Annotated in this window: 18 protein-coding genes; 13 read left to right on the forward strand and 5 right to left on the reverse strand. The window is 71.7% G+C overall.

From position 1 onward, the window contains the following. Nucleotides 1-607: 607 nt before the first annotated feature. Complete coding sequence (locus tag Q8791_RS05600) at nt 608-1,081, forward strand: SRPBCC family protein (RefSeq protein WP_330090504.1); 474 nt, start codon at nt 608-610, stop codon at nt 1,079-1,081. A gap of 113 nt (nt 1,082-1,194) precedes the next feature. After that, entirely contained in the window at nt 1,195-3,324 is a 2,130-nt protein-coding gene (locus tag Q8791_RS05605; RefSeq protein ID WP_330090505.1) for an ATP-dependent DNA helicase, read from the forward strand. A 158-nt stretch (nt 3,325-3,482) separates the two neighbouring features. On the opposite strand, the gene Q8791_RS05610 is transcribed toward Q8791_RS05605, so the two are convergent. Both Q8791_RS05610 and Q8791_RS05615 read right to left on the reverse strand, forming a co-directional pair. Next, nucleotides 3,483-4,010 (reverse strand): DUF6315 family protein, encoded by a 528-nt coding sequence (locus Q8791_RS05610; protein ID WP_330090506.1) that lies wholly within the window; start codon nt 4,008-4,010, stop codon nt 3,483-3,485. Between the two features lie 174 nt (nt 4,011-4,184). After that, the gene (locus tag Q8791_RS05615) at nt 4,185-4,532 is read right to left on the reverse strand and encodes a hypothetical protein (RefSeq protein ID WP_330090507.1); all 348 of its coding nucleotides are present in this window, start codon (nt 4,530-4,532) and stop codon (nt 4,185-4,187) included. A 223-nt stretch (nt 4,533-4,755) separates the two neighbouring features. On the opposite strand from Q8791_RS05615, the gene Q8791_RS05620 reads away from it, so the two are divergent. Next, nucleotides 4,756-6,300: a hypothetical protein gene (locus Q8791_RS05620; protein ID WP_330090508.1), complete on the forward strand. Its 1,545-nt coding sequence runs from the start codon at nt 4,756-4,758 to the stop codon at nt 6,298-6,300. 111 nt (nt 6,301-6,411) lie between these two features. Further along, a complete protein-coding gene (locus Q8791_RS05625; protein ID WP_330090677.1) occupies nt 6,412-6,699 on the forward strand; it encodes a hypothetical protein in 288 nt (95 codons plus the stop codon). Nucleotides 6,700-6,725: 26 nt separating this feature from the next. Here the strand turns inward: Q8791_RS05625 and Q8791_RS05630 are convergent, their stop codons facing one another. Beyond that, entirely contained in the window at nt 6,726-7,559 is an 834-nt protein-coding gene (locus tag Q8791_RS05630; RefSeq protein ID WP_330090509.1) for a glutamate racemase, read from the reverse strand. Between the two features lie 242 nt (nt 7,560-7,801). Here Q8791_RS05630 and Q8791_RS05635 point away from each other — a divergent pair, with 242 nt between their 5' ends. From Q8791_RS05635 to Q8791_RS05655, 5 genes are all read left to right on the forward strand, one after another. After that, the gene (locus Q8791_RS05635; protein ID WP_330090510.1) at nt 7,802-9,253 is read left to right on the forward strand and encodes an FAD-binding oxidoreductase; all 1,452 of its coding nucleotides are present in this window, start codon (nt 7,802-7,804) and stop codon (nt 9,251-9,253) included. A gap of 54 nt (nt 9,254-9,307) precedes the next feature. Beyond that, nucleotides 9,308-10,594, forward strand: coding sequence for a cyclopropane-fatty-acyl-phospholipid synthase family protein (locus Q8791_RS05640; protein ID WP_330090511.1), 1,287 nt, complete (start codon nt 9,308-9,310; stop codon nt 10,592-10,594). A gap of 162 nt (nt 10,595-10,756) precedes the next feature. Further along, nucleotides 10,757-11,263, forward strand: a complete 507-nt coding sequence (locus Q8791_RS05645) for a hypothetical protein (protein WP_330090512.1) — start codon at nt 10,757-10,759, stop codon at nt 11,261-11,263. Between the two features lie 222 nt (nt 11,264-11,485). Further along, complete coding sequence (locus Q8791_RS05650) at nt 11,486-12,772, forward strand: sugar ABC transporter substrate-binding protein (RefSeq protein WP_330090513.1); 1,287 nt, start codon at nt 11,486-11,488, stop codon at nt 12,770-12,772. A gap of 105 nt (nt 12,773-12,877) precedes the next feature. Continuing rightward, nucleotides 12,878-13,783 carry a carbohydrate ABC transporter permease gene (locus Q8791_RS05655; protein ID WP_330090666.1) on the forward strand — a complete coding sequence of 302 codons (906 nt, stop codon included), beginning with the start codon at nt 12,878-12,880 and terminating at the stop codon, nt 13,781-13,783. Nucleotides 13,784-13,812: 29 nt separating this feature from the next. Here Q8791_RS05655 and Q8791_RS05660 read toward each other — a convergent pair whose 3' ends face one another. Next, nucleotides 13,813-14,100 (reverse strand): hypothetical protein, encoded by a 288-nt coding sequence (locus Q8791_RS05660; RefSeq protein WP_330090514.1) that lies wholly within the window; start codon nt 14,098-14,100, stop codon nt 13,813-13,815. 297 nt (nt 14,101-14,397) lie between these two features. On the opposite strand from Q8791_RS05660, the gene Q8791_RS05665 reads away from it, so the two are divergent. Beyond that, a complete protein-coding gene (locus tag Q8791_RS05665; protein WP_330090667.1) occupies nt 14,398-15,180 on the forward strand; it encodes a carbohydrate ABC transporter permease in 783 nt (260 codons plus the stop codon). Nucleotides 15,181-15,246: 66 nt separating this feature from the next. Here Q8791_RS05665 and Q8791_RS05670 read toward each other — a convergent pair whose 3' ends face one another. Beyond that, nucleotides 15,247-16,824 (reverse strand): long-chain-fatty-acid--CoA ligase, encoded by a 1,578-nt coding sequence (locus tag Q8791_RS05670; protein WP_330090515.1) that lies wholly within the window; start codon nt 16,822-16,824, stop codon nt 15,247-15,249. Nucleotides 16,825-17,155: 331 nt separating this feature from the next. Between Q8791_RS05670 and leuS the strand changes: the two genes are divergently transcribed. From leuS to Q8791_RS05685, 3 genes are all read left to right on the forward strand, one after another. Then, a complete protein-coding gene (gene leuS / locus Q8791_RS05675; RefSeq protein WP_330090516.1) occupies nt 17,156-19,651 on the forward strand; it encodes a leucine--tRNA ligase in 2,496 nt (831 codons plus the stop codon). 84 nt (nt 19,652-19,735) lie between these two features. Continuing rightward, on the forward strand, nt 19,736-20,329 hold the full coding sequence (locus tag Q8791_RS05680; RefSeq protein ID WP_407941961.1) for a hypothetical protein: 594 nt from the start codon (nt 19,736-19,738) through the stop codon (nt 20,327-20,329). A 41-nt stretch (nt 20,330-20,370) separates the two neighbouring features. Next, nucleotides 20,371-20,997 carry a hypothetical protein gene (locus Q8791_RS05685; RefSeq protein ID WP_330090668.1) on the forward strand — a complete coding sequence of 209 codons (627 nt, stop codon included), beginning with the start codon at nt 20,371-20,373 and terminating at the stop codon, nt 20,995-20,997. Nucleotides 20,998-21,044 lie beyond the last annotated feature (47 nt).

Below are 21,044 nucleotides of genomic sequence, written 5' to 3' on the forward strand. Positions count from 1 at the left end.
TCCCGCTCCCGTGGCCGTGTTCGCCCCCCGAGGCGCTTCGGAAGAGCCCCGGTCCCGAGGCGACGACGCCCCTCGGCTTCCGGTGACCGGCCCCGGCCGTTCTCCGTCGGCCGCCGCCCCGGCGAACCCCCCGCCTCCGGGGCTGCGGCCCTCCCTTCGCAGGTCGGAGCGGGTTCCCGCGCCCTTGACGCCGCATGTGACGCGGGTCATCATCGACGGAGGGGTCGGTCAACGGGAAAGTCGCACGGGCCGGGGGAGACGCCCCCTGAACCGCACGTTCGCGGCGCCGGCGGATCCGACCCGTCGGGCGCTGCCGGCGCGGCTCGCCGAGGGCGGGGCGACCGTCGACGACCCGGCGGAGCCGTTGCCCGACTCCAGCCGGTCTCCCGACACCCGAAGGCCCCGGAGAGGGCCGGGCCGGTCAGTGGCGGCCTCGACGCGCAGTGGCGTCCCGGCGGGCCGGGGAGCGCGCCCCTGGAGCAGGGGTCGATCCGCGGCCGGAACCACGCCCGGTGGGAGGCACGCTTCGACCGGTCGGACGAGGAGATCCGCAGGCCCCAGGACGCCCGCGGATCCGGTGACAGCAGAGCCGAGGGGGAGAGAGCCGATGAGTGACCTCACCGTGGTCGTGGAGCCGGGACGCCAGGACATCGTCATCACCCGCAGCTTCGACGCGCCCAGGGACGTGGTGTTCAGGGCCATGACGGAGCCCGAGCACCTGGCCAGGTGGTGGGGGCTGGACGAGACCGACACCGTCGTCGACCGGGCCGAGGTGCGGCCGGGCGGCATCTGGCGGTTCGTCGAGAGGTCCGCCGACGGCGGGGAGTACGCCTTCCACGGGGTCTTCCACGACGTGGTCGCCCCCGAGCACATCGTCCAGACCTTCGAGTTCGAGGGGATGCCGGGCCACGTGGCGATGGACACCCACACGCTGGAGGAGGCGGACGGGGGCACCCTGTACCGGGCGATCTCCGTGTTCCAGACGGTCGAGGACCGCGACGGCATGGTCCGGTCCGGCATGGAGGAGGGTCTGGCCCAGTCGCTGGACGCCCTGGAGAGGCTTGCCCGAAGCCTCGCCTGACGCCTCCCGGCACGGGAGTCCGGAGCACCCGGATCGACCGTACCCGCAGGGGCCCGCCGATCGGGCCTGTGGACGGAGCCCGTCCTGTCCTCCCGGGCCGGTACTGTCGATCCGTGGCAGATCTCCCTGACGTTCCGACCCTGCTCGAGGCCGCCGTCACCGCGCTCGGCGGCAGCCGCCGCGAGGGCCAGACGGCCATGGCCGACGCCGTGGCCTCGGCGGTCGACCAACGCGAGCACCTGGTGGTCCAGGCCGGTACCGGCACCGGCAAGTCCCTGGCGTACCTGGTGCCCGCGGTCAGACACGCGATGGACCAGAAGCGCACGGTGGTGATCTCCACCGCCACCATCGCCCTCCAGAACCAGCTCATCGACCGGGACCTGCCGCGCCTGGCCGGGGCGCTGTCGTCGCTGCTGCCCCGCGAGCCCACGTTCGCCGTGCTCAAGGGCCGCCGCAACTACCTGTGCCGCAACCGGCTCCAGACAGCGGACGAGGAGGCGGAGGACACCGAGCTGTTCGACCCCCGGCAGCTCTCCTCCCTCGGCCGACAGGTGGCCCGCCTGCACGAGTGGTCGGAGGAGACCGTCACCGGCGACCGCGACGAACTCGTGCCCGGCGTCAGCGACCTCGCCTGGCGGCAGGTGTCGGTCGGCGCCAACGAGTGCATGGGCGCCCGTATCTGCCCCTTCGGGCAGGAGTGCTTCGCGGAGTTCGCGCGCGAGGCCACCCAGGGCGTGGACGTGGTGGTCACCAACCACGCCATGCTCTCCATCGACATGTCGCAGGGACGCCACATCCTGCCCGAGCACGACACGATCATGATCGACGAGGCGCACGAGCTCGTGGACCGGGCGACTTCCGTGGCCACCGGCAGCCTGAGCGAGCGCGTCGTCAACACCGCGGCCAAGCGCGCCGCCCGCCTGGTCGAACCGGGTATCAGCGAGCGCCTCGCGGAGTGCGCCGACGGCCTGGCTCTGATGTTCACCGAGTCGCCCGACGGCCGTCTGGACCACATCGACGAAGCCCTGGCCAACGCCGTCGCGGCCACCCGCGACGCCGCCTCCGGCTGTGTCACCGCGATCGGCCCCTCGCCCGGCGAGCTCGACCCCGACGGCGCCAGCGACCGCCGGCTGGCCCTGGCCGCGCTCGGCGAGGTGCACGACACCGCCGTGCGGGTCCTGGAATCCTACGAACCCGCCCTGCGCGACCGCACCGAGGTGGTCTGGCTCACCAAGTCGCCGGGCCGCCAGCCCACACTCAACGTCGCCCCCCTCGCCGTCGGAGGGCTGCTGCGGGAGAAGCTCTTCGGGGACCGCACCGTGGTGCTGACCTCGGCCACCCTCACCCTCGGCGGCTCCTTCAGCTCCCTGGCCCACCAGTGGGGCCTGGGCCGCGAGGTCGTCCAGGAGGCCGCGGAACGGGCGGCCGCGGGCAGGCCCGCGGCGGACCCGGGCGGATCCCGGGCGTCCGAGGAGGGAGCCGCGGACGGGGACACCGGCGCCGCCGGGCCGGACGAGGACGACGACGGTCCGCACCGGGCCGCGGGGGAGCCCCGCTGGCGTGCCCTGGACGTCGGGTCGCCCTTCGAGCACGCCCGTAGCGGCATCCTGTACGTGGCCACCCACCTGCCGCCGCCCGGCCGTGACGGGCTCGCGCCCTCCTACCTGGACGAGATCGCCGAACTCATCGAGGCCGCGGACGGCCGGACCCTCGGCCTGTTCTCCTCCATGCGCGCCGCCCAGCAGGCCAGCGACGAGCTCCGCGACCGGCTGGACCAGCCGATCCTGTGCCAGGGGGAGGACTCCACCGGCCAGCTGGTCCGGCGGTTCACCGAGGACGAGCGCGCCTGCCTGTTCGGCACCCTCTCGCTGTGGCAGGGCGTGGACGTGCCCGGCCCGTCCCTGTCACTGGTGATCGTCGACCGCATCCCGTTCCCCCGCCCGGACGACCCGCTGGCCTCCGCGCGACAGCGGGCCGTGGCCGCGCACGGCGGCAACGGCTTCCTGTCGGTGGCGGCCACCCACGCCGCCCTGCTGCTCGCCCAGGGCACCGGTCGGCTGCTGCGCTCCACCGAGGACCGGGGGGTCATCGCCGTCCTCGACCCCCGGCTGGCCACCGCCCGCTACGGCGGCTTCCTGCGCGCGTCACTGCCGCCCTACTGGGGCACGACCGACCCCGCCGTGGCCCGGTCGGCGCTGCGCCGCCTGTCCCAGCGGGCCGCCCCCGAACCCGCGGCGGGTTGAGCCCCGCCCACCGCTTCCCCCGCGGAGCCGTGCCTTCGGGCGCGCCGGGTCGCCGGCCCGGGAACGCACGGCGGCCGGGCACCCGTCAGGGGTGCCCGGCCGTCAGCCGTGGGGTGTGCGGAGCCGTTCGCGTGCCGCGGCGGGGAACCGCCGAGCGGTCAGCCCCGGGTGCGGTAGCCGAAGAGGCGGACCGCGTACGCGGGGGACTCGTCGTCCTCCGACTCCTGGATGAACCAGCGGTCGTCGTGCTCGCCGACCAGGAGCTCGTTCCACATCATGTCGATGAGCTTCAGACGCGACACCACGGACGACTCGGGGTCCAGGACGATCGAGTAGGCGCGGTCGGTCAGCCGCTGGGTGACCATGCCGACCGACTGCCCGTCCCAGATGGCGGGGACGGGGGCGTGGCCGACGTCGACCCCGCACAGCCGCAGCTGCTCCACCTCCTCGTCGAGGGCCTCCGCGGCGAGTGCGCCGTCCAGCCGGAGGGCGTCCTCCAGTTCGTCGCGGTCCTCGTCGGTGCGCATGTAGGCGTGGTAGGTGCGGTAGCCGCAGGTGCGGCACTTGCGCCAGACGACGCAGCGGGCCAGTCCGTAGGCGGACTGGGCCTCCCCCACACTCTGGTAGTCGCTCACCTCGCGAATCATGCCGCATTCGCAACACAAGGCCGTGAGATCCTGCTTCATCAGAGTCCCCCCTCCCAGGCGAGTATGCGACGAACGGAGCCCGTTAGGGAACCCGTTCGGAGAGGAAGTCGCGGCAAGGAGTCGTCATCAATGCCCAAAATGACCCGTTAGAGGGTTTCGGGCGCAACCTTGCGGGCGCGTCGGTGTGGCAAGTCATACTCCGACGGCCCATCGCTACTCGTCCATCGACAGGCCGCGCTTGTTGCGGGCGCTCCAGTCGCGCATGCGCTGCGGATACCCGACGATCTGCACGTCGTAGGCGGGGGTCGCCAGGTCACGGGCCACCTTGCGGATCACCTCGGGGGAGCCGCAGCGGCGCCTGATCCACTCGCCGTCGGTGGCCACGGCGACGGCTGTCGTCTGTGTGGCGAAGGTTTCGGGCTCGACGAAGAATTCCACGCCCACCCGGCTCTTCGAGAAGTCGATCAGCGCCTTGATGTCCGAATCCTCGGCGGCCCGGTCGAAACGGGCCTTGCCCTTGCGGTTGGCCTTGCGGAGTCCGAAGCGGTCTCGCCATCCCATCGGCGCTCATGTCTCCTCAGGTACTTCTGCGGGTGGTGTACGGAGCGGAGACACGTGGCCGCATCCCCGCGGGGGCCGCAGTGCACCAGAGTCTATCCGGCCGGACCCCCGCCGATCGGGTGAGCAAGTCCTACGCTGCACCGGTTCCACGCGTTTACCGGACAGTTCTGTCACCACGCTGCTACGTTCTGTTCTCACGCGGCACCATCAGGGGGAGAAGAGCATGCCGATGTGGACGTGGGCAGGGGAGGCCTCGCGCCGGCTCAGGGCGGCGGGGCAGGACGAGCTGGCCGAGGGGGTCACGGCGCTGCCCGTGCTCTGCGAGGCGGGGGACGCGGTCCGTGTGGAGGCGGTGGCCAGGTCGGCGCTGCGCACCGCCCGCCGCCTGGTCGCCGAGGCGGGGGGCGCCAAGGCGGAGGTGCCGGGGGTGTTCGGAGCACCGACCCTGTTCTTCCTCGCCCACTGGCCCCTGGCGGTACGGGTCGGGGCGCTCGCCGAGGGGAGGCGGGCCCTCGCCCAGGTGACGGCGGCGGCTGCCGACGAACCGGCTCCGCACGCGCACGGCCCGCTGCCGGTGTCCCTCCGGGAGACGCTGGTCCGCTGCCACGCGAACGTCGACGCCCGGGGCACCACCGACCTGCGGCGCGACCTGCTGTCCGCCCGCAGCCTGGCCGGGTGGGAGCGCACCCCGGCCTGGCCCGCGTTCACCCTGGCCAGGGTGAACCTGCTGATCGACGAGGACCTGGCCGACCGGGCGGAGGCGGAGCTGCGGCGCTACGAGCACACCGCCACCGGACCGGCCGTGCTCGGTGCCGGCGGGGTGTTCACCCTCGTCCGCGCGCTGCGCCACCAGGACAAGCACACGCAGGCCCTGGAGGAGCTCGACCGCATGGAGGCGGAGCTCGCCCTGGACGAGGCGAACCCGCGCCGCGACGCCCTGCGCCGCCACATCCGCTTCGAGCGGGCGCGCCTGCTCTCCTGGCTCACCAGGCTCGACCAGTGCGAGCCGCGGGAGGCCATCACCACGCTGCCGACGGTCGACGAGGCCGAGGCGCACCCGAGCCTGCGGCCCGCGTGGGTGGAGGCCGTCGAGAACCTCGTCTGCCAGGGCGCCGTCCGCAACGACTGGCGCCTCGGAGTCCGGGTGACCACCTGGTCCCGCTACTTCGAGAGGGTCGGAGCACCCCGCCGCGGGGCCGAGCTCGCCCTCGCCGCCGCGCGCCTGGCCGCCGGCCGCGGGTCCCGCTGGGTGGCGAGCTGCTCGGCCCAGCGAGCCGAGCGGCTGATCGGGGAGCTGGGCCGCACCGACGAGATCCTGGGCGACCTGGTCGAGGCCCGCGCGATGATCGGCGCGATCCTCCCGATCTCCCCGGCGGCGCCCGCCGAGCACATCCTGGAGTTCCTCCGCGCCCAGACCTCCGACGAGATCGACCCCGAGTTCCAGGCCGAGCAGGTCAACTCCGCCCTGGAGAGGATCCCCCACGACACCCCGCTCCTCAGCGCGCTCGGCCAGGTCGGACGGACCCTCATGCTGTCGGACGCGGCGACCGAGCCCCAGTGGCGGCATGTGCGGGAGAGGCCCGGCGACCAGCGGGCGGCGCTGTCGCTCCTGGAGACGCTGCTCCACGACAACGACACCGCCGGTGTCCGCAACCTGGTGAGCACCCTCGCCGCCGGCGCCCTGAACGGCGGCCCCGGCGATGAGGACGGCGTCCGTACCGGGGCCCTGCGCGCGGTCCTGGCCTCAGCTCCCGGTGCCGCGTCCTAGGTGTACTGACCATGGAGGTTGGTAACACCCACCCCGGCTGACACACGACAAGAGGGCCTTCGGTATCGGTGTGGATTGCGAGATCTACCCCGAAGCACCAGAAGGCCCTCGATGCCCCACACTACCCACGCCAACGCCCGCCTCACACCCGCCGGACGCCTGGCCCTGGCCCGCTGCGTCGTCGACCAGGGCTGGCCCGAGATCGGGTACGCGGGCGGCGGGAAGTCCGCTGATCGCGGTGCGGAACCGGTGGTGCCCGTCGTGACGCGACGGGCGAACGCCTCCCGCCGACCGGCCCCGCCGGTGCCCGGGAGGGCGGGGGCCCGTTCCTCTGCCGGTGGGCGGTGGAACCGTGCCACCGCGCCGTCGGTCCGGGGCGGGTGGAGCAGGCGGCCGTGAGGCGCCCGCGCCCGCACCGGAAGGGGTCAGGCCGAGGCCGCCGGACCCGCGACCCTGTCCCCGGCGGGCTCCGCTCCGGCGAGCGCACGCCCGGCCGGGTAGGCGAGGGCGGCGGCGGGCAGTCGGGAGGGGCGGCCGCTGGCCAGCACCCGTACGAGGCCGGTGCGGCCCTCGCCGGTCGTCCGGGAGTCCGCGGCGGATCCCGCGACGGCGACGCGCCGCAGCGTCTGCGCGGCCACGGCACCGGCGGCGGTGAAGAGCTCGGCCCGGCCGCCCAGCGCGGCGGAGATCCGCTCGGCCACGAGGTCGTAGTGGGTGCAGCCCAGCACCACGCCGCTCACGTCCCCCGGGGTGAGGTCGGCCGCGTAGGCGACGGCGTCGGCGATGAGCCGGGGGTCCGCCGACTCCACGGCCTCGGCGAGGCCGACGCAGGCCACCGGGGCCACGTCCACGTCGCCCGCGAAGGTCTCGATCAGCTGACGCTGGTAGTTGCTGTGCGTGGTCGCCACGGTCGACCAGACGGCGATGGGACCTCCGGCCGCGGCGGCCGGTTTGATCGCGGGAACCGTTCCGACCACCGGCACGCCCGGCTCGAACTCGGCGCGCAGCTCGGCCAGGCCGTGCACGGAGGCCGTGTTGCACGGCACGACCACCGCGTCCAGCCCCTGGGGGCCGGCCGCCGCGAACGCGGCACGGGCTCCGGCCAGCGCGCGCGCGATCACCTGCTCCGGGGTCCGGGGTCCCCAGGGCATGTGGTCCGGGTCCATGGCCAGGAACAGGTCGGCGTCCGGCCTGGCGGCGTGCAGGGCCGCCGCGGTCGAGAGCATGCCGATGCCGGAGTCTACGAGAGCGATACGCACGACCCCAGATCCTATGTCGTGCCCGCCTCCGCGCGTCCACACAGGCCCTCGGGCACGGTGAACACGTGACCCGGTCAACACCCCAGGTAGACGGACTTCTGGGAAGACACGGCACAAATAGGGTGGCACAAGCCCGTTACCGATAGGTAGAACTGAGGGGATCGGCCCATCCCAGCCGCTCCCGGCGGCCAGGGCCGATCCGACCCACGCTGTGCGTCGCCGACACCGGAACGGGAACTGGGATGACTCCTCAACAGCAGGGAACGAGCAGCGGTACCGCCGCCGGGCGGCGCACGGGCTTCGCCGAGCACATAGCGGCGGTCCAGCGGGCCCGCCGCGACTACCGCGCTCTGCCGCAGGACGCGCCGGTCCGGCTGGCCAAGCCCACCTCCAACCTCTTCCGGTTCCGCGAACCCACCACCGCGCCCGCCCTGGACGTCTCGGGCTTCACCGACGTCATCGCCATCGACCCGGTCGAGCGCCTCGCCGACGTCGGCGGCATGACCACCTACGAGGACCTCGTCGCGGCGACCCTCCCGCACGGGCTGATGCCGACCGTCGTCCCCCAGTTGCGGACCATCACGCTCGGCGGCGCCGTCACGGGCATGGGGATCGAGTCCTCCTCCTTCCGCAACGGCCTGCCGCACGAGGGCGTCCAGGAGATGGAGATCCTCACCGCCGCGGGCGACGTCGTCACCGCCACCCGGGACAACGAGCACAGCGACCTGTTCCACGGCTTCCCCAACTCCTATGGCACGCTCGGCTACAGCCTCCGCCTGCGCATCGAGCTCGAGCCCGCGTCCCCCTTCGTCCACCTGCGCCACCTGCGCTTCCACGACGCCGCTGGGGCGATGGACGCCCTCGCCAAGATCTACGCGGACCTCGAACACGAGGGGCAGCCGGTCGACTTCGTGGACGGCGTCGCCTTCGGCCCCGGAGAGCTGTACCTCACCGTCGCCCGCTTCACCGACCAGGCGCCCTGGACCAGCGACTACACCGGGAACGACATCTACTACCGGTCCATCCCGCGCTACGCGGACCGGGGACCCGGCGACTACCTCACCCTCCACGACTACCTGTGGCGCTGGGACACCGACTGGTTCTGGTGCTCGCGCGCCTTCGGCGCCCAGCACCCGCTCGTGCGACCCCTCTGGCCGCGTTCCCTGAAGCGGTCCGACGTGTACCGCCGACTGGTCGCCTGGGACCGCCGGACCGACTTCCTGCGGCTCCTCACCCACTACCGGGGCAGGCGCCCCCAGGAACCCCTCATCCAGGACGTCGAGGTGGGTGTCGAGAGGGGAGCCGAGTTCCTGGACTTCTTCCACTCGGAGATCGGCATGACGCCGGTCTGGATGTGCCCCCTCCGGCTCCGCGAGCCCCGGCGGCCCTCCCTGGGGGAGGGCGAGCACGTCTGGCCGCTCTACCCGCTGGAGGACGGCCGCCTCTACGTGAACTTCGGTTTCTGGGGGCTCGTCGACATGAAACCGAACCAGCGCCGCGCCCACCACAACCGGCTCGTCGAGGAACGGGTCGCCGAACTGGGCGGACACAAGTCCCTCTACTCGGACTCCTTCTACACGGAGGACGAGTTCTGGCGGCTCTACAACGGTCCCGCCTACGCCGCGCTCAAGGAGGGCTACGACCCCGGGGGCCGGCTGCTGGACCTGTACGCCAAGTGCGTGCGCAACCGCTGACACCGCAGGGACGCGATCCGTGGGGGCGGGTCGCATCCGAGAGAGGTAGAGAGCATGCGTCTTGCCGAGATCTTCGAGCGCGTCGTCGGACCTGACGCGCCCCTCCGCTTCACCGCCTACGACGGCAGCAGCGCAGGGGACCCGAACAGCGACGTGGCCCTGCACGTGCGCACCCCGGTCGCCGTCAACTACCTGGCCCAGTCCCCGAACGGGCTGGGTCTGACCCGCGCCTACGTCTCCGGGCACCTGGAACTGGAGGGCGACATGTACACAGCCCTCAGACACATGGCGGACTTCGCCTTCGCGGAGGGGATCAACGTGTCCGCCCGCGACCTCGCCCGGATCGTGCGCTCCGTGGGATGGGTCAAGTTCGTCAACCGGGTGGCCCCTCCGCCGGAGGAGATGACCCGCGGCCGACTGGTGGCCCGCGGCTGGCGCCACTCCAAACAGCGGGACGCCGAGGCCATCCACCACCACTACGACGTCTCCAACGCCTTCTACGAGCTGGTCCTGGGACCGTCCATGACCTACACCTGCGCGGTCTTCGACGACGGCGACGGCTCACCGGACAGGGTGGGGCGCGCGGACGGGGCCCTGGAGAGCGCCCAGTTCCGCAAGTACGAGCTGGTCTCCCGCAAGCTCGGCCTAGAGCCGGGCATGCGCCTGCTGGACGTGGGCTGCGGCTGGGGCGGCATGGTCATGCACGCCGCCCGTGAGCACGGGGTCCGGGTCCTCGGCGTGACCCTGTCCAAGGAGCAGGCCGAGTGGGCGGGCAAGAGGATCGCCCAGGAGGGGCTGTCGGAGCTCGCGGAGGTCCGGCACATGGACTACCGCGACGTGCCCGACGGCAGCTACGACCGCATCAGCTCCATCGGCCTCACCGAGCACATCGGTTCGAGGAACCTGGACGCCTACTTCGCCTCGCTGTACTCCAAACTGGTGCCGGGGGGCCGTCTGCTCAACCACTGCATCACCCGGCCGCGTAACAACCTCAGGCCGATGGACACCGGGGGCGTCATCAACCGGTACGTGTTCCCCGACGGGGAACTGGAGGGGCCCGGCCGCATCCAGACCGCGATGAACGACGCGGGCTTCGAGATCCGCCACCAGGAGAACCTCCGCGAGCACTACGCGCTCACCCTGCGCCACTGGGGCGCCAACCTCGACCGCCACTGGGACGAGGCGGTCGCCGAGGTCGGTGAGGGCACGGCCCGCGTCTGGCGGCTCTACATGGCCGGGTCGGTCCTCGGGTTCGAACGGGACGTGGTCCAGCTGCACCAGATCCTCGGGACGAGGCTGGACGACACCGCGTCGCACATGCCGCTGCGTCCCGAGTTCTGACACGGGTTCCGGACCCCGGTCGCACGCGGGCCGCCGCGCCGGCCGCCGGGGTCCGGACCCGCTCCTGTTCGCGGAGAGGGGATTCCGGCCCGGCCGGGAATCCGCCGGGGCGCGTTGGCGTCATCATGAACCGAGCCGCACCATCCAGAAGGGACCACCACCGTGTCCTCAGAGTCATCGTCCGGACCGTCCCCGGACCCCCGCGACGGGCAGTCGTCGGCACCGGCGCCGGAGCCGCCGGACCGCGTACGCCGGACCACGATCGAGCTGATCGAGGCCTACGCGGACCGGGACCGCGAGGCGCTCGACGCGGTCATCCCCCGGGCCGCCGACGACGTGGACGCGGTCCTGTCCGAACTGAAGGTCGTCGCCGCCTTCCTCGGCCGCCGGGTGCAGCAGACCGGCGTGGTGTGGAAGCCCGCCGACTCGCGGGAGGCCGTCGCCCGCACCGTCGCCGAGATGCTCCCTCCCGAGCTGGAGTTCGCGGTGTCCACCGCGTGGGAGGCCCACTCGGTCGGTGAGGAGGAGGTCGCCGAGCGCTTCACCCGGGGCGACCCCATGGTCTACGTGCACATGCTCGCCGCGTTCGGGGCCGCCATCGGCCTGGCCGTCTACAAGCGCTCCGAGCTCGTGTCCGTCCTGCGCCAGGTCACCGGCCTGGCGGAGTAGGACGCCACGCGGGGGCGGGGGACGGGTCACCGGGACGGACGCGCCGGACGCGCCGCACGGCCCGCGGTGCGCCCGTTCCCGGCCTCCCGCCGCCGCTGTCCGGCCCTCACCCCCTAACAGGTCAGACACAAATCACAGTGGTTTACTTCACTGGAGGCCGTTCTTTACGTAGGTTTCCTACCAACCCCCAGGGGACCCTCGAAAGGAACGGGAGGCGTGCCGATGGCCCGCAGACGAACACACGAGTACGTTCCACTCCCCGCCGCCGCGGTGGCACTGGCGCTGGCCGCCACAGCGTGCGGGACCGGCGGGGGCGGTGACGGCTCCGCCTCCGACGGGCTCACGGTGTGGATCATGCAGGGCACCAACCCCGACGAGACGGGGTTCTTCGAGGAGGCCAACGCCGCGTTCACCGACGAGACCGGCGTCGCCGTCGACGTCGAGTTCGTGCCCTGGCAGGACGCCCAGAACAAGATCTCCACGGCCATCGCCGGAGGCACCACGCCCGACGTGGTCGAGCTCGGCAACACCCTCACCCCCGGTTTCGCCGACGCCGGAGCGCTGCACGACCTGTCCGCGTACGACGTCGACACCGGCCAGTACATCCCCGGCCTCATGGAGATGGGCCAGCTCGGCGACGGTGTCTACGGAGTCCCCTGGTACGCCTCCATCCGCTCCGTCGTGTACCGCTCGGACATCTTCGAGGAGCACGACCTGGAGGTACCGGAGACCTGGGAGGAGCTGCGCGAGACCGCGACGGCCCTCTCCGAGGCGGAGGGGGACATGATCGCCTTCCCCGTTCCCGGTGACGCCCAGTACTCGATCATGCCGTGGATCTGGGGCGGCGGCGGCGAGATCGCCGTCGAACAGCCGGACGGCACCTGGGAGTCGGAGATCGACACCCCCGAGGCCCGCGCGGGGATCGAGTTCTTCACGGACCTGGCCCTGGAGGACGGCACCTCCACCACGGGCGCGGTCAACTGGACCGAGATCGAGGTCATGGAGTCGATCGCCAACGAGGAGGCGGCCATGGCCATCCTCGGCAGCGCCAACCCCAAGGCCATCCTGGAGAGCAACCCCGAACTGGAGGGGAGGATCGACTCCTTCACCCTCCCAGGGCAGGAGGAGGGGTACATGCCCTCCTTCGCGGGCGGATCCCTGCTGTCGGTCTTCGAGGGCACCGGCAACGAGGAGGCGGCCTGGCAGTACGTCCAGCACCTCACCGGCGACGAGTTCCTCATGCGGTGGTCGGAGGAGACCGGGTTCTTCCCGGGCGTGACCGCGAGGGTGGACGAGTTCTCCGAGTCCGCCGACCCGATCCTGGGATCTTTCGCGGTCCAGCTCAACGAGGCGAGCCGCGGGGTGCCGGTGACCCCCGCCTGGACGCAGGTCGAGGCCGAGAAGGTCCTGGTCGGCATGCAGCAGTCCATCCTCAACGGCGAGTCCACGGTGGACGAGGCCACCGAGGACACGGCCGCGGAGATCGAGCGCATCCTCAACGGGGGTTAGTCAGTGGGAACACCGGTCGGGCTGGGAACCAGTGGACCGGAGCAGGACGTCCGTCCCTCCGGGCCGTCTCCGCGACGGCCCGGAGCGGGGCGGCGGGCCCCGCTCCTGGGCCGGCGCGCACGGAGGGCGCTGCTCCCGTGGGTGCTGCTCGCGCCCGCGCTGACGGTCATCGGGCTGCTGCTGCTGTTCCCGCTCGGCCGGATCGTGTGGCTGTCCTTCCGCGACTTCAAACTGCGCAACCTGATGTCCGGGGAGTCCGACTTCATCGGGCTGGACAACTACGTCGCGCTGCTGACCGACCCGTACCTGTGGCAGATCGCCATGGTCAACACGGTCGTGTTCGCCGTGGTCGCCGTCCTCACGACGATCGTCGTCGGCACGCTCGTGGCGCTGCTGCTCTCCACACTGGGCACGGTCCCCCGCATCATCGTGGTCTCCTGCATCATGGTCGCCTGGGCCATGCCCGCCGTCAGCGGAACCTACGTCTGGATCTGGATCTTCGACGTCGACAACGGCGTCGTCGCCCAGGCCCTGACCTCCCTGGGTGTGCTCGACCCCTCGGGGTACAACTGGTTCGCCGACCGGCTGTACTTCTACGCCATCGTCACCCTCAACGTGGTGCACGGCGGCTTCCCGTTCGTGGCGGTCACCGTCCTGGCCGGGCTGCTCACCGTCCCCAAGGAGCTCCACGAGGCGGCCAGGATCGACGGCGCCGGCGCCTGGAAGCGCTTCTGGCACGTCACGTTCCCGGTGCTGCGTCCGGTGTTCGCCGTGGTCACGGTGCTGTCCACGATCTGGGACTTCAAGGTGTTCGCTCAGATCTACCTGATGCCCGGCGGCGACGTGGGCGGCTCCGACATGCTCAACCTCGGCGTGTGGTCCTACGTGCGGTCCTTCGGCCACAACGACTACGGGCTCGGCGCGGCCATCGCGGTCCTGCTCACCCTGCTGCTGCTGGTGGTCACCATGCTCTACCTCAGGGCGCTGTTCCGCGAGGACGGGCTGAGGTGAACGGGCGCGGCTCCGCGGAGGGCGTCGCCTCAGTGCACGCCGGAGACCAGTTTGTCCCGCACGCGGCGCCAGTCGACCGCGGCCAGCGAACGCCGGTTGAGGTCCTCGCGGACCGCGGCCATCGTGCGCAGGTCGTAGTCGTCGAGGGGGCGCCCGTCGTCGTTGTCCTGGTTGACCAGGTTGTCCACGTAGGCGAACAGCAGCCGACCGCCCGTGTCGCCCAGGGCGTGCCGCACCGCCCGGTCGCGGAACCGCGCGTCGTGCGGGATCCAGCTGATGACGACCTCGGTGGGGGAGGGGCCGGTGGAATCGTGCACGGCGCTAGTCCACCGCCCCTGGCGGTCCCGACGATCCTGGAGACACGACCCTCACCCCTCCTCGCCCACCGGGGCCGGACAAACGCCCCGCACCGGACAGAGGTGGATTCTAACGGCCCGGGTCGGCCGCCGGACAACCCGATCACGCCCTCCGGGCACCGCTGACGAGGAGGACCGTTGGTCACGAGCACACACGAATCCGCCGTCGACGACCGCGACTGGGAGAGGCGGGTCCGCGAGGCCCGGCGCCGGGGCGGCGCCCTCCGTACCGGCCGCCTCCTGGCCAAGGGCGTCGCGGTGGGCGCGCTGCTGCTGTTCACCCTGTTCCCGGTGTACTTCATGCTGACGAGCGCGTTCTCCGACCGGAGCACCTCGGGCACGGGGGCGCTGCTGCCCACCGACCTGACGCTGGACAACTTCTCCTACGTGCTGACCGAGGGCAACTTCGGCACGTACATGGCCAACTCGCTGGCGGTCGCCTGCATCACGGTGGCGGGCGCGTGCGTGCTGGCGCTGCTGGCCGCGGTGGCGGTGGCCCGGTTCCGCTTCCGGTTCCGCACCTCCGTGCTGGTCATGATCCTCATCGTGCAGATGGTGCCCCTGGAGGCGCTGGTCATCCCGCTCTTCCTCCAGGTGCGCGACCTCCAGATGCTCAACACCCTGCTGGGCCTCGGCATCGTGTACGTGGCGCTGTCCCTGCCGCTGGCGGTCTGGATGATGCGGGGCTTCGTCGCGGCCGTGCCGGTGGAGGTGGAGGAGGCCGCCTACATCGACGGCGCCTCCTGGCTCCAGATGTTCTGGAAGGTCCTGTTCCCGCTCGTCGCACCGGGCCTGGTGGCGACCGCGATCTTCTCGTTCATCGTGGCCTGGAACGAGTTCGTGCTCGCCCTGACCTTCATGACCCAGAGCGAGAACTACACCGTGGCGGTCGGCCTGCGCCAGTTCTTCGGCCAGTACGCCAACGAGTGGGGGCACGTGATGGCGGCGTCCACCCTCATCACCATCCCGGTGATGGTCTTCTTCGTCATCGTCCAGCGCTTCCTGGTCTCCGGGCTGGTCCAGGGGGCCGTCAAGGGATAGGGGGAGGGGCCGGCCCCGGGCCGGCCCCTCGCGCGCGGACGCGCACACCAAGGGGGAGTGTGCGTGTCAGGCGCGCAGCTCGCGCTTGAGGATCTTGCCGGTGGACGTCATCGGCAGCTCGGTGCGGAACTCGACCTCGCGCGGGTACTTGTAGCCCGCCAGGTGCTCCTTGGACCACGCGACGAGCTCCCCGGCGGTGAGCCCGACGCCCTCCTTGAGGATCACGAACGCCTTGATCTCCTCGCCGTGGGTCTCGTGCGGGACGCCGACGACCGCAGCGAGGCTGACCGCATCGTGGGTCATCAGGACCTCCTCGACCTCGCGGGGGTACACGTTGTAGCCGCCGCGGATGATCATGTCCTTGGAGCGGTCGATGATGAAGTAGAAGCCCTCCTCGTCGCGGCGGGCGATGTCACCGGTGCGGAACCACCCGTCCCGGATGACCTCGGCGTTGACCTCGGGGCGGTTGTGGTAGCCCTTCATCACCAGGTGGCCGCGGACGGCGATCTCGCCGACCGGCTCCCTGTCCTCCTCCTGGACGACCTCGTTCCAGTCCGGGTCGATCAGCTTCATCTCCACGCCCCACACCGGGCGGCCGATCGAACCGGTCTTCGCCTTGGTCCTGGGGTTGTTGAAGGAGGCGACCGGCGAGGTCTCGGACAGGCCGTAGCCCTCCTTGATGCCCACCCCGAACGCCTTGGTGAAGTCCTCGGAGAGCTGGCCGGGCAGGGCGGAGCCGCCGGAGACGGCGTCGACCAGGTTCCCGGCGATCCCCTCCAGGTCGTACTTGCCGGGTCCGGCGTTCTGGACCGCGTTGAGCAGGCCCCAGTACATGGTGGGCACGCCCGCGAACCCGGTGACGCCCTCCTTCTCCATGAGGCGCAGGGCGTCGTCCCCGTCGAAGCGCGGGACCAGGACCATGGTGCCGTGCCGGTAGAGGCAGGCGTTGAGCATGACCGTCTGCCCGAAGATGTGGAACAGCGGCAGGACGACCAGGGAGACGTCGCGCCCGTCCGGGTGCGGGTTCACGAGGTTGGCCGAGCCGATGGCGTTCATCATCAGGTTGTTGTGGCTCAGCTCGGCGCCCTTGGGCTTGCCGGTCGTGCCGCTGGTGTAGATGATCACCGCGGTGTCCTCGGCGCCCGTCTGCACGCTCTCGAACTCGCCGGGCTGTCCCTCCAGCGCCTTCCAGAGGGTCTCCGCGCCGTCGACCGTCGACTCGGTGGCGCCCGGCACCGCGGGGAGGTCCACGTAGATGTCGCAGGTGTCCGTCTGCTGGAAGGCCTCGAAGGCGCGCGTGCCCAGCGGCAGCTCGGGGGAGCCGGTGAACGCGAACAGCGCCTTGGCCCCGGAGTCCTCCAGGTGGTAGGCGATCTCACGGGGGGTGAGCAGCACGTTCAGGGGCACGACCACCGCGCCGGCCTTGAGGACCCCGAAGTAGACGAAGGGGAAGTAGGGCAGGTTCGGGCTGGCGAGCGCGACCCGGTCGCCGGGGCCGATCCCCCGGGAGACGAGGAGGTTGGCGACCTGGTTGGCGATCATGTCGGTGAGGGCGTAGTTCAGACGCAGGTCCCCGAAGACCAGGCACTCCTTCTCGGGGGCCGATCGGGCGCCGTCCTCCAGAAGCACGGACAGGTTGAACAAGGGGGCCTCCCGCAGGCAGATGAGTCCAGTTGGTCCGGACAAGTCAGGACAGGCGAAATTGAGTCCGGTGTGACCCGGATCGCGTGTTCTGCGCCACTTTTACGGCAGGGTAACAAACCGGACGGTCGGTGTGGAGGGGCCGTGGGTCCGTAATCTCACCGAACTTTCGCCTACGCACCGTCACCGTCCTCGCCGGTGGGGAGCCGGTGCCCGTCCTCGCGCGGACCGGCGGCCGTCCGCCGTCCGACGGGTCCGAACGCGTCCTGTGCCCGACCCGCCAAGCGCTAACCTGTGGGAAGCACACACGGACGCGGCTAAGGAACCTTCAGCGATGACAGCGGTAGACGGCGACCAGACGACGGGCGACACCTACGACGCCCGGGCCATCCAGGACAAATGGCAGGCGCGCTGGGCCGCCGAGCTCCCGTTCGAGGCCGACGAGGACCCGGCGGACACCCGCCCGCGGTCCTACGTCGTCGACATGTTCGCCTACCCCTCCGGTGACCTGCACATGGGCCACGCGGAGGCGTACGCCATCGGCGACGTCATCGGCCGCTACCGCTTCCAGCGCGGCGACAACGTCCTGCACCCCGTCGGCTGGGACTCCTTCGGCCTGCCCGCCGAGAACGCGGCCATCAAGAACAACTCGCACCCCGCCGAGTGGACCTACGCCAACATCGAGACGCAGGCGACCTCGTTCCGGCGCTACGGCATCGGCGTGGACTGGTCGCGCCGCCTGCACACCTCCGACCCCGAGTACTACCGCTGGAACCAGTGGCTGTTCACGCGCTTCTTCGAGCGGGGGCTGGCCTACCGCAAGGACGGCCAGGTCAACTGGTGTCCCAAGGACCAGACGGTGCTCGCCAACGAGCAGGTCGTGCAGGGCAAATGCGAGCGCTGCGGCTCCGACATCGTCCGCCGCAGCCTCAACCAGTGGTACTTCAGGATCACCGACTACGCCCAGCGCCTGCTGGACGACATGGACCAGCTCGACGGCGGCCGCTGGCCCGACGAGATCCTGGCCATCCAGCGCAACTGGATCGGCCGCTCCACCGGTGCCGACGTCCACTTCAGCATCGAGGGCCGCGACGAGCCGGTGACCGTCTTCACCACGCGCCCGGACACGCTCTACGGCGCCACGTTCTTCGTGGTGGCGGCCGACGCCGACCTGGCGGAGGAGCTGTGCGCCCCCGAGCAGCGGGAGGCCTTCGACGCCTACCGCGCCGACGTCGCCAAGCTGTCCGACATCGAACGCCAGGCCACCGAGCGCCCCAAGACCGGTGTCTTCCTCGGCCGTCACGCCGTCAACCCGGTCAACGGCGAGCGCATGCCCGTCTGGGCCGCGGACTACGTCCTGGCCGACTACGGACACGGCGCCATCATGGCCGTGCCCGCGCACGACCAGCGCGACCTCGACTTCGCCCTGGCCTTCGACCTGCCCGTCAGGGTCGTCGTGGAGACGGGCGAGCCCGACCCCGTGGAGACCGGCGTGGCCGCGGCGGGCGAGGGCACGCTGCGCGACTCCGGTCCGCTGGACGGCCTGGGCAAGTCCGAGGCGATCGAGCGCATCATCGGGGTGCTCGCCGAGCGCGGCACCGGTGAGGGCACCGTCAACTACCGGCTGCGCGACTGGCTGCTGTCCCGCCAGCGCTACTGGGGCACGCCCATCCCGATCATCCACTGCCCCGCGTGCGGTGAGGTGGCGGTCCCCGACGACCAGCTGCCCGTCACCCTCCCCGAGCTGAAGGGCGCCGAGCTGGCGCCCAAGGGAGTGTCACCCCTGGCCTCGGCCGAGGAGTGGGTGAACGTGGACTGCCCGTCCTGCGGAGGCCCCGCCGAGCGCGACACCGACACCATGGACACCTTCGTGGACTCGTCCTGGTACTTCCTGCGCTACTGCTCGCCCCGCCTGGACACCGCCCCGTTCGACACCGAGGCCGTCAACAAGTGGGGGCCGGTCGACCACTACATCGGCGGCAAGGAGCACGCGACGCTCCACCTGATGTACGCCCGCTTCTTCACCAAGGTCCTGTACGACCTGGGCATGGTGTCCTTCACCGAGCCGTTCCGCCGCCTGACCAACCAGGGGCAGGTCATCAACCAGGGGCGGGCGATGTCCAAGTCCCTGGGCAACGGCGTCGACCTGGGCAAGGAGATCGACGCCTTCGGCGTGGACGCCGTCCGGTTGACGATGCTCTTCGCCTCCCCGCCGGAGGAGGACGTCGACTGGGCCGACGTGTCCGCCGTCGCGGCGCAGAAGTTCCTCAACCGCGCCTACCGGGTCATGAGCGAGGCGGGCGCGGCCGGCGAGCCGGGGACCGACCCCGCCGGGGGCGACACCGCGCTGCGCAGGATCACGCACCGCACCATCGACCAGATCACGAACCTGGTCGAGTCCCGGCGGTTCAACGTCGCCATCGCGCGCACCATGGAGCTGGTCTCGGCGACCCGCAAGGCCATCGACTCCGGCCCCGGCGCGGGTGACCCGGCCGTCCGCGAGGCCGCCGAGTTCGTGGCCGTCGCCCTGTCCCTCTTCGCCCCGTACGTGGCGGAGGAGGGCTGGGAGAAGCTGGGCCACGTGGGCACGGTCGCCGTCGGCCACTGGCCCGAGGCCGACCCCGCGCTGCTGGTGCAGGAGTCCGTGACCTGTGTCGTGCAGGTGCAGAGCAAGGTCCGTGACAAGCTGTCCGTGGCGCCCGACATCGACCCGGCCGACCTGGAGAAGCTGGCGCTGGCGTCGGAGCGGGCCCAGAGCTTCATCGGCGACAAGCAGATCCGCAAGGTCATCGTGCGCGCGCCGAAGCTGGTGAACATCGTCGTCGGCTGATCCGGCACCGGGACGGCGCCCGCGTCGACGCGGGCGCCGTCCCACGCGGTTGGCGTGGCGACCGACAGGGAGGCGGGTGGCCGGGTGGGTCCCCTCGTGCGTGTGGCCGTCATCGGTGCGGGCGCGGCGGTGCTGTCCGCGGTCGCGATCGGCGGCGGGCTGTGGCTGTCCGGGAACGATCCGGACGTCCCCGAGAGCGGTGACGTGCACACCGCGGCGACCGGCTGCGACGCCGTCACCGACGAACTCCTCGCGGAGCGCATGCCCGGAGCTGTCGCGGACACCCGGGAGCAGGGCCCCCTCGAGGGCGGGGACAGCCTCGTGTGCGTGTGGACCTCGGCCGGAGCCTCCGAGGGCGGTGACCGGGGAACCCTGCGGGTGGACGTGTCCGCTCTCTTCACCGACGCCACGGGGGAGGAGCCGGTGACCGGCGCCGAACGCGCGGCCGGGGCCTACACCGACCTGCTGCCCGCACGGGCGCAGCCGGTGGACCTGTCACGAGGTGAGGGCCGGGTGTGGCACGGGCAGGCGCCCGGCACCGCCGAACTCGCCTTCCACAGTGACAACCTGCTCGTACGGGTGTCCTACGCGGGGCTGGCCGGGGACGACCCGGTCGACCCCGACGACGCCGCCGAGCTGGCCGCCGAGTTCGCCGGACTGATCGGGGCCTCCCTGTGAGCGCCCAGTACCCCCAGCAGCCGTACGGTCCCGGACCCGAGGTGATGCCGTCCGCACAGCCGCAGAGCAGGGGCTGCGCGACGGCGGGCGTGGTCGCGGCCGCGCTGGTCCTGGTCGTGCTCGCCGCCGGAGCGATCTGGTACGTCGTCACCCGGGACTCCCCGGAGACGGGCGAGTACGAGTCGGCCCCCGAGTGCGCGGCCGTCGCGACGGACACCCTGGACGCGCTGGTGCCCGGACACGAACTGGAGCTGGAGGAGCCGCTCGGCGCGCCGGAGGACCCGGGCGGGTCCGGGTGGCAGTGCCGCTGGGCGACCCCGGAGGGCCCCGGGGACGCGGTGCCGGCCACGGCGACGCTGGTACTGGTGGCCGCGCCCAACCCGGGCGGGGTGACGACCGCCGCCGACAACCTGCGGGCCACCACGGAACAGCACGAGACCACCGGGCTGGACGGCGTCGGCGAGGAGGCGGTGCGCTGGACCGCCGGAGCACCGTTCACGGTCGGCTGTGTGGGGACCCGGGTCTCCAACCTGTACGTGGAGTCCTGCTACAGCGTGGCGGCCGGCTACGACGCGACCGAACCGGCCGACGAGGAGCGGATCGTCGCTGACGCCGGGGAACTCGCGCTGGCGGTGGTCGAGGCGCTTCCGGAGTCCCTCCCCGAGTGACGGGGCGGCGGCTCCGCACGCCCCCACGGCCGTCCTCCCCACGGCCT

This window comes from Nocardiopsis codii (assembly GCF_036327455.1).
Taxonomy (GTDB): Bacteria; Actinomycetota; Actinomycetes; order Streptosporangiales; family Streptosporangiaceae; genus Nocardiopsis; species Nocardiopsis codii.

Bases quoted from the DNA above. Each gene is read 5' to 3' on its own strand.
- Q8791_RS05625 (WP_330090677.1), top strand. From the start codon at position 6,412: ATGCCCCACACTACCCACGCCAACGCCCGCCTCACACCCGCCGGACGC.
- Q8791_RS05620 (WP_330090508.1), top strand. From the start codon at position 4,756: ATGCCGATGTGGACGTGGGCAGGGGAGGCCTCGCGCCGGCTCAGGGCG.
- leuS (WP_330090516.1), top strand. From the start codon at position 17,156: ATGACAGCGGTAGACGGCGACCAGACGACGGGCGACACCTACGACGCC.
- Q8791_RS05600 (WP_330090504.1), top strand. From the start codon at position 608: ATGAGTGACCTCACCGTGGTCGTGGAGCCGGGACGCCAGGACATCGTC.
- Q8791_RS05640 (WP_330090511.1), top strand. From the start codon at position 9,308: ATGCGTCTTGCCGAGATCTTCGAGCGCGTCGTCGGACCTGACGCGCCC.
- Q8791_RS05610 (WP_330090506.1), bottom strand. From the start codon at position 4,010: ATGAAGCAGGATCTCACGGCCTTGTGTTGCGAATGCGGCATGATTCGC.
- Q8791_RS05650 (WP_330090513.1), top strand. From the start codon at position 11,486: ATGGCCCGCAGACGAACACACGAGTACGTTCCACTCCCCGCCGCCGCG.
- Q8791_RS05635 (WP_330090510.1), top strand. From the start codon at position 7,802: ATGACTCCTCAACAGCAGGGAACGAGCAGCGGTACCGCCGCCGGGCGG.
- Q8791_RS05615 (WP_330090507.1), bottom strand. From the start codon at position 4,532: ATGGGATGGCGAGACCGCTTCGGACTCCGCAAGGCCAACCGCAAGGGC.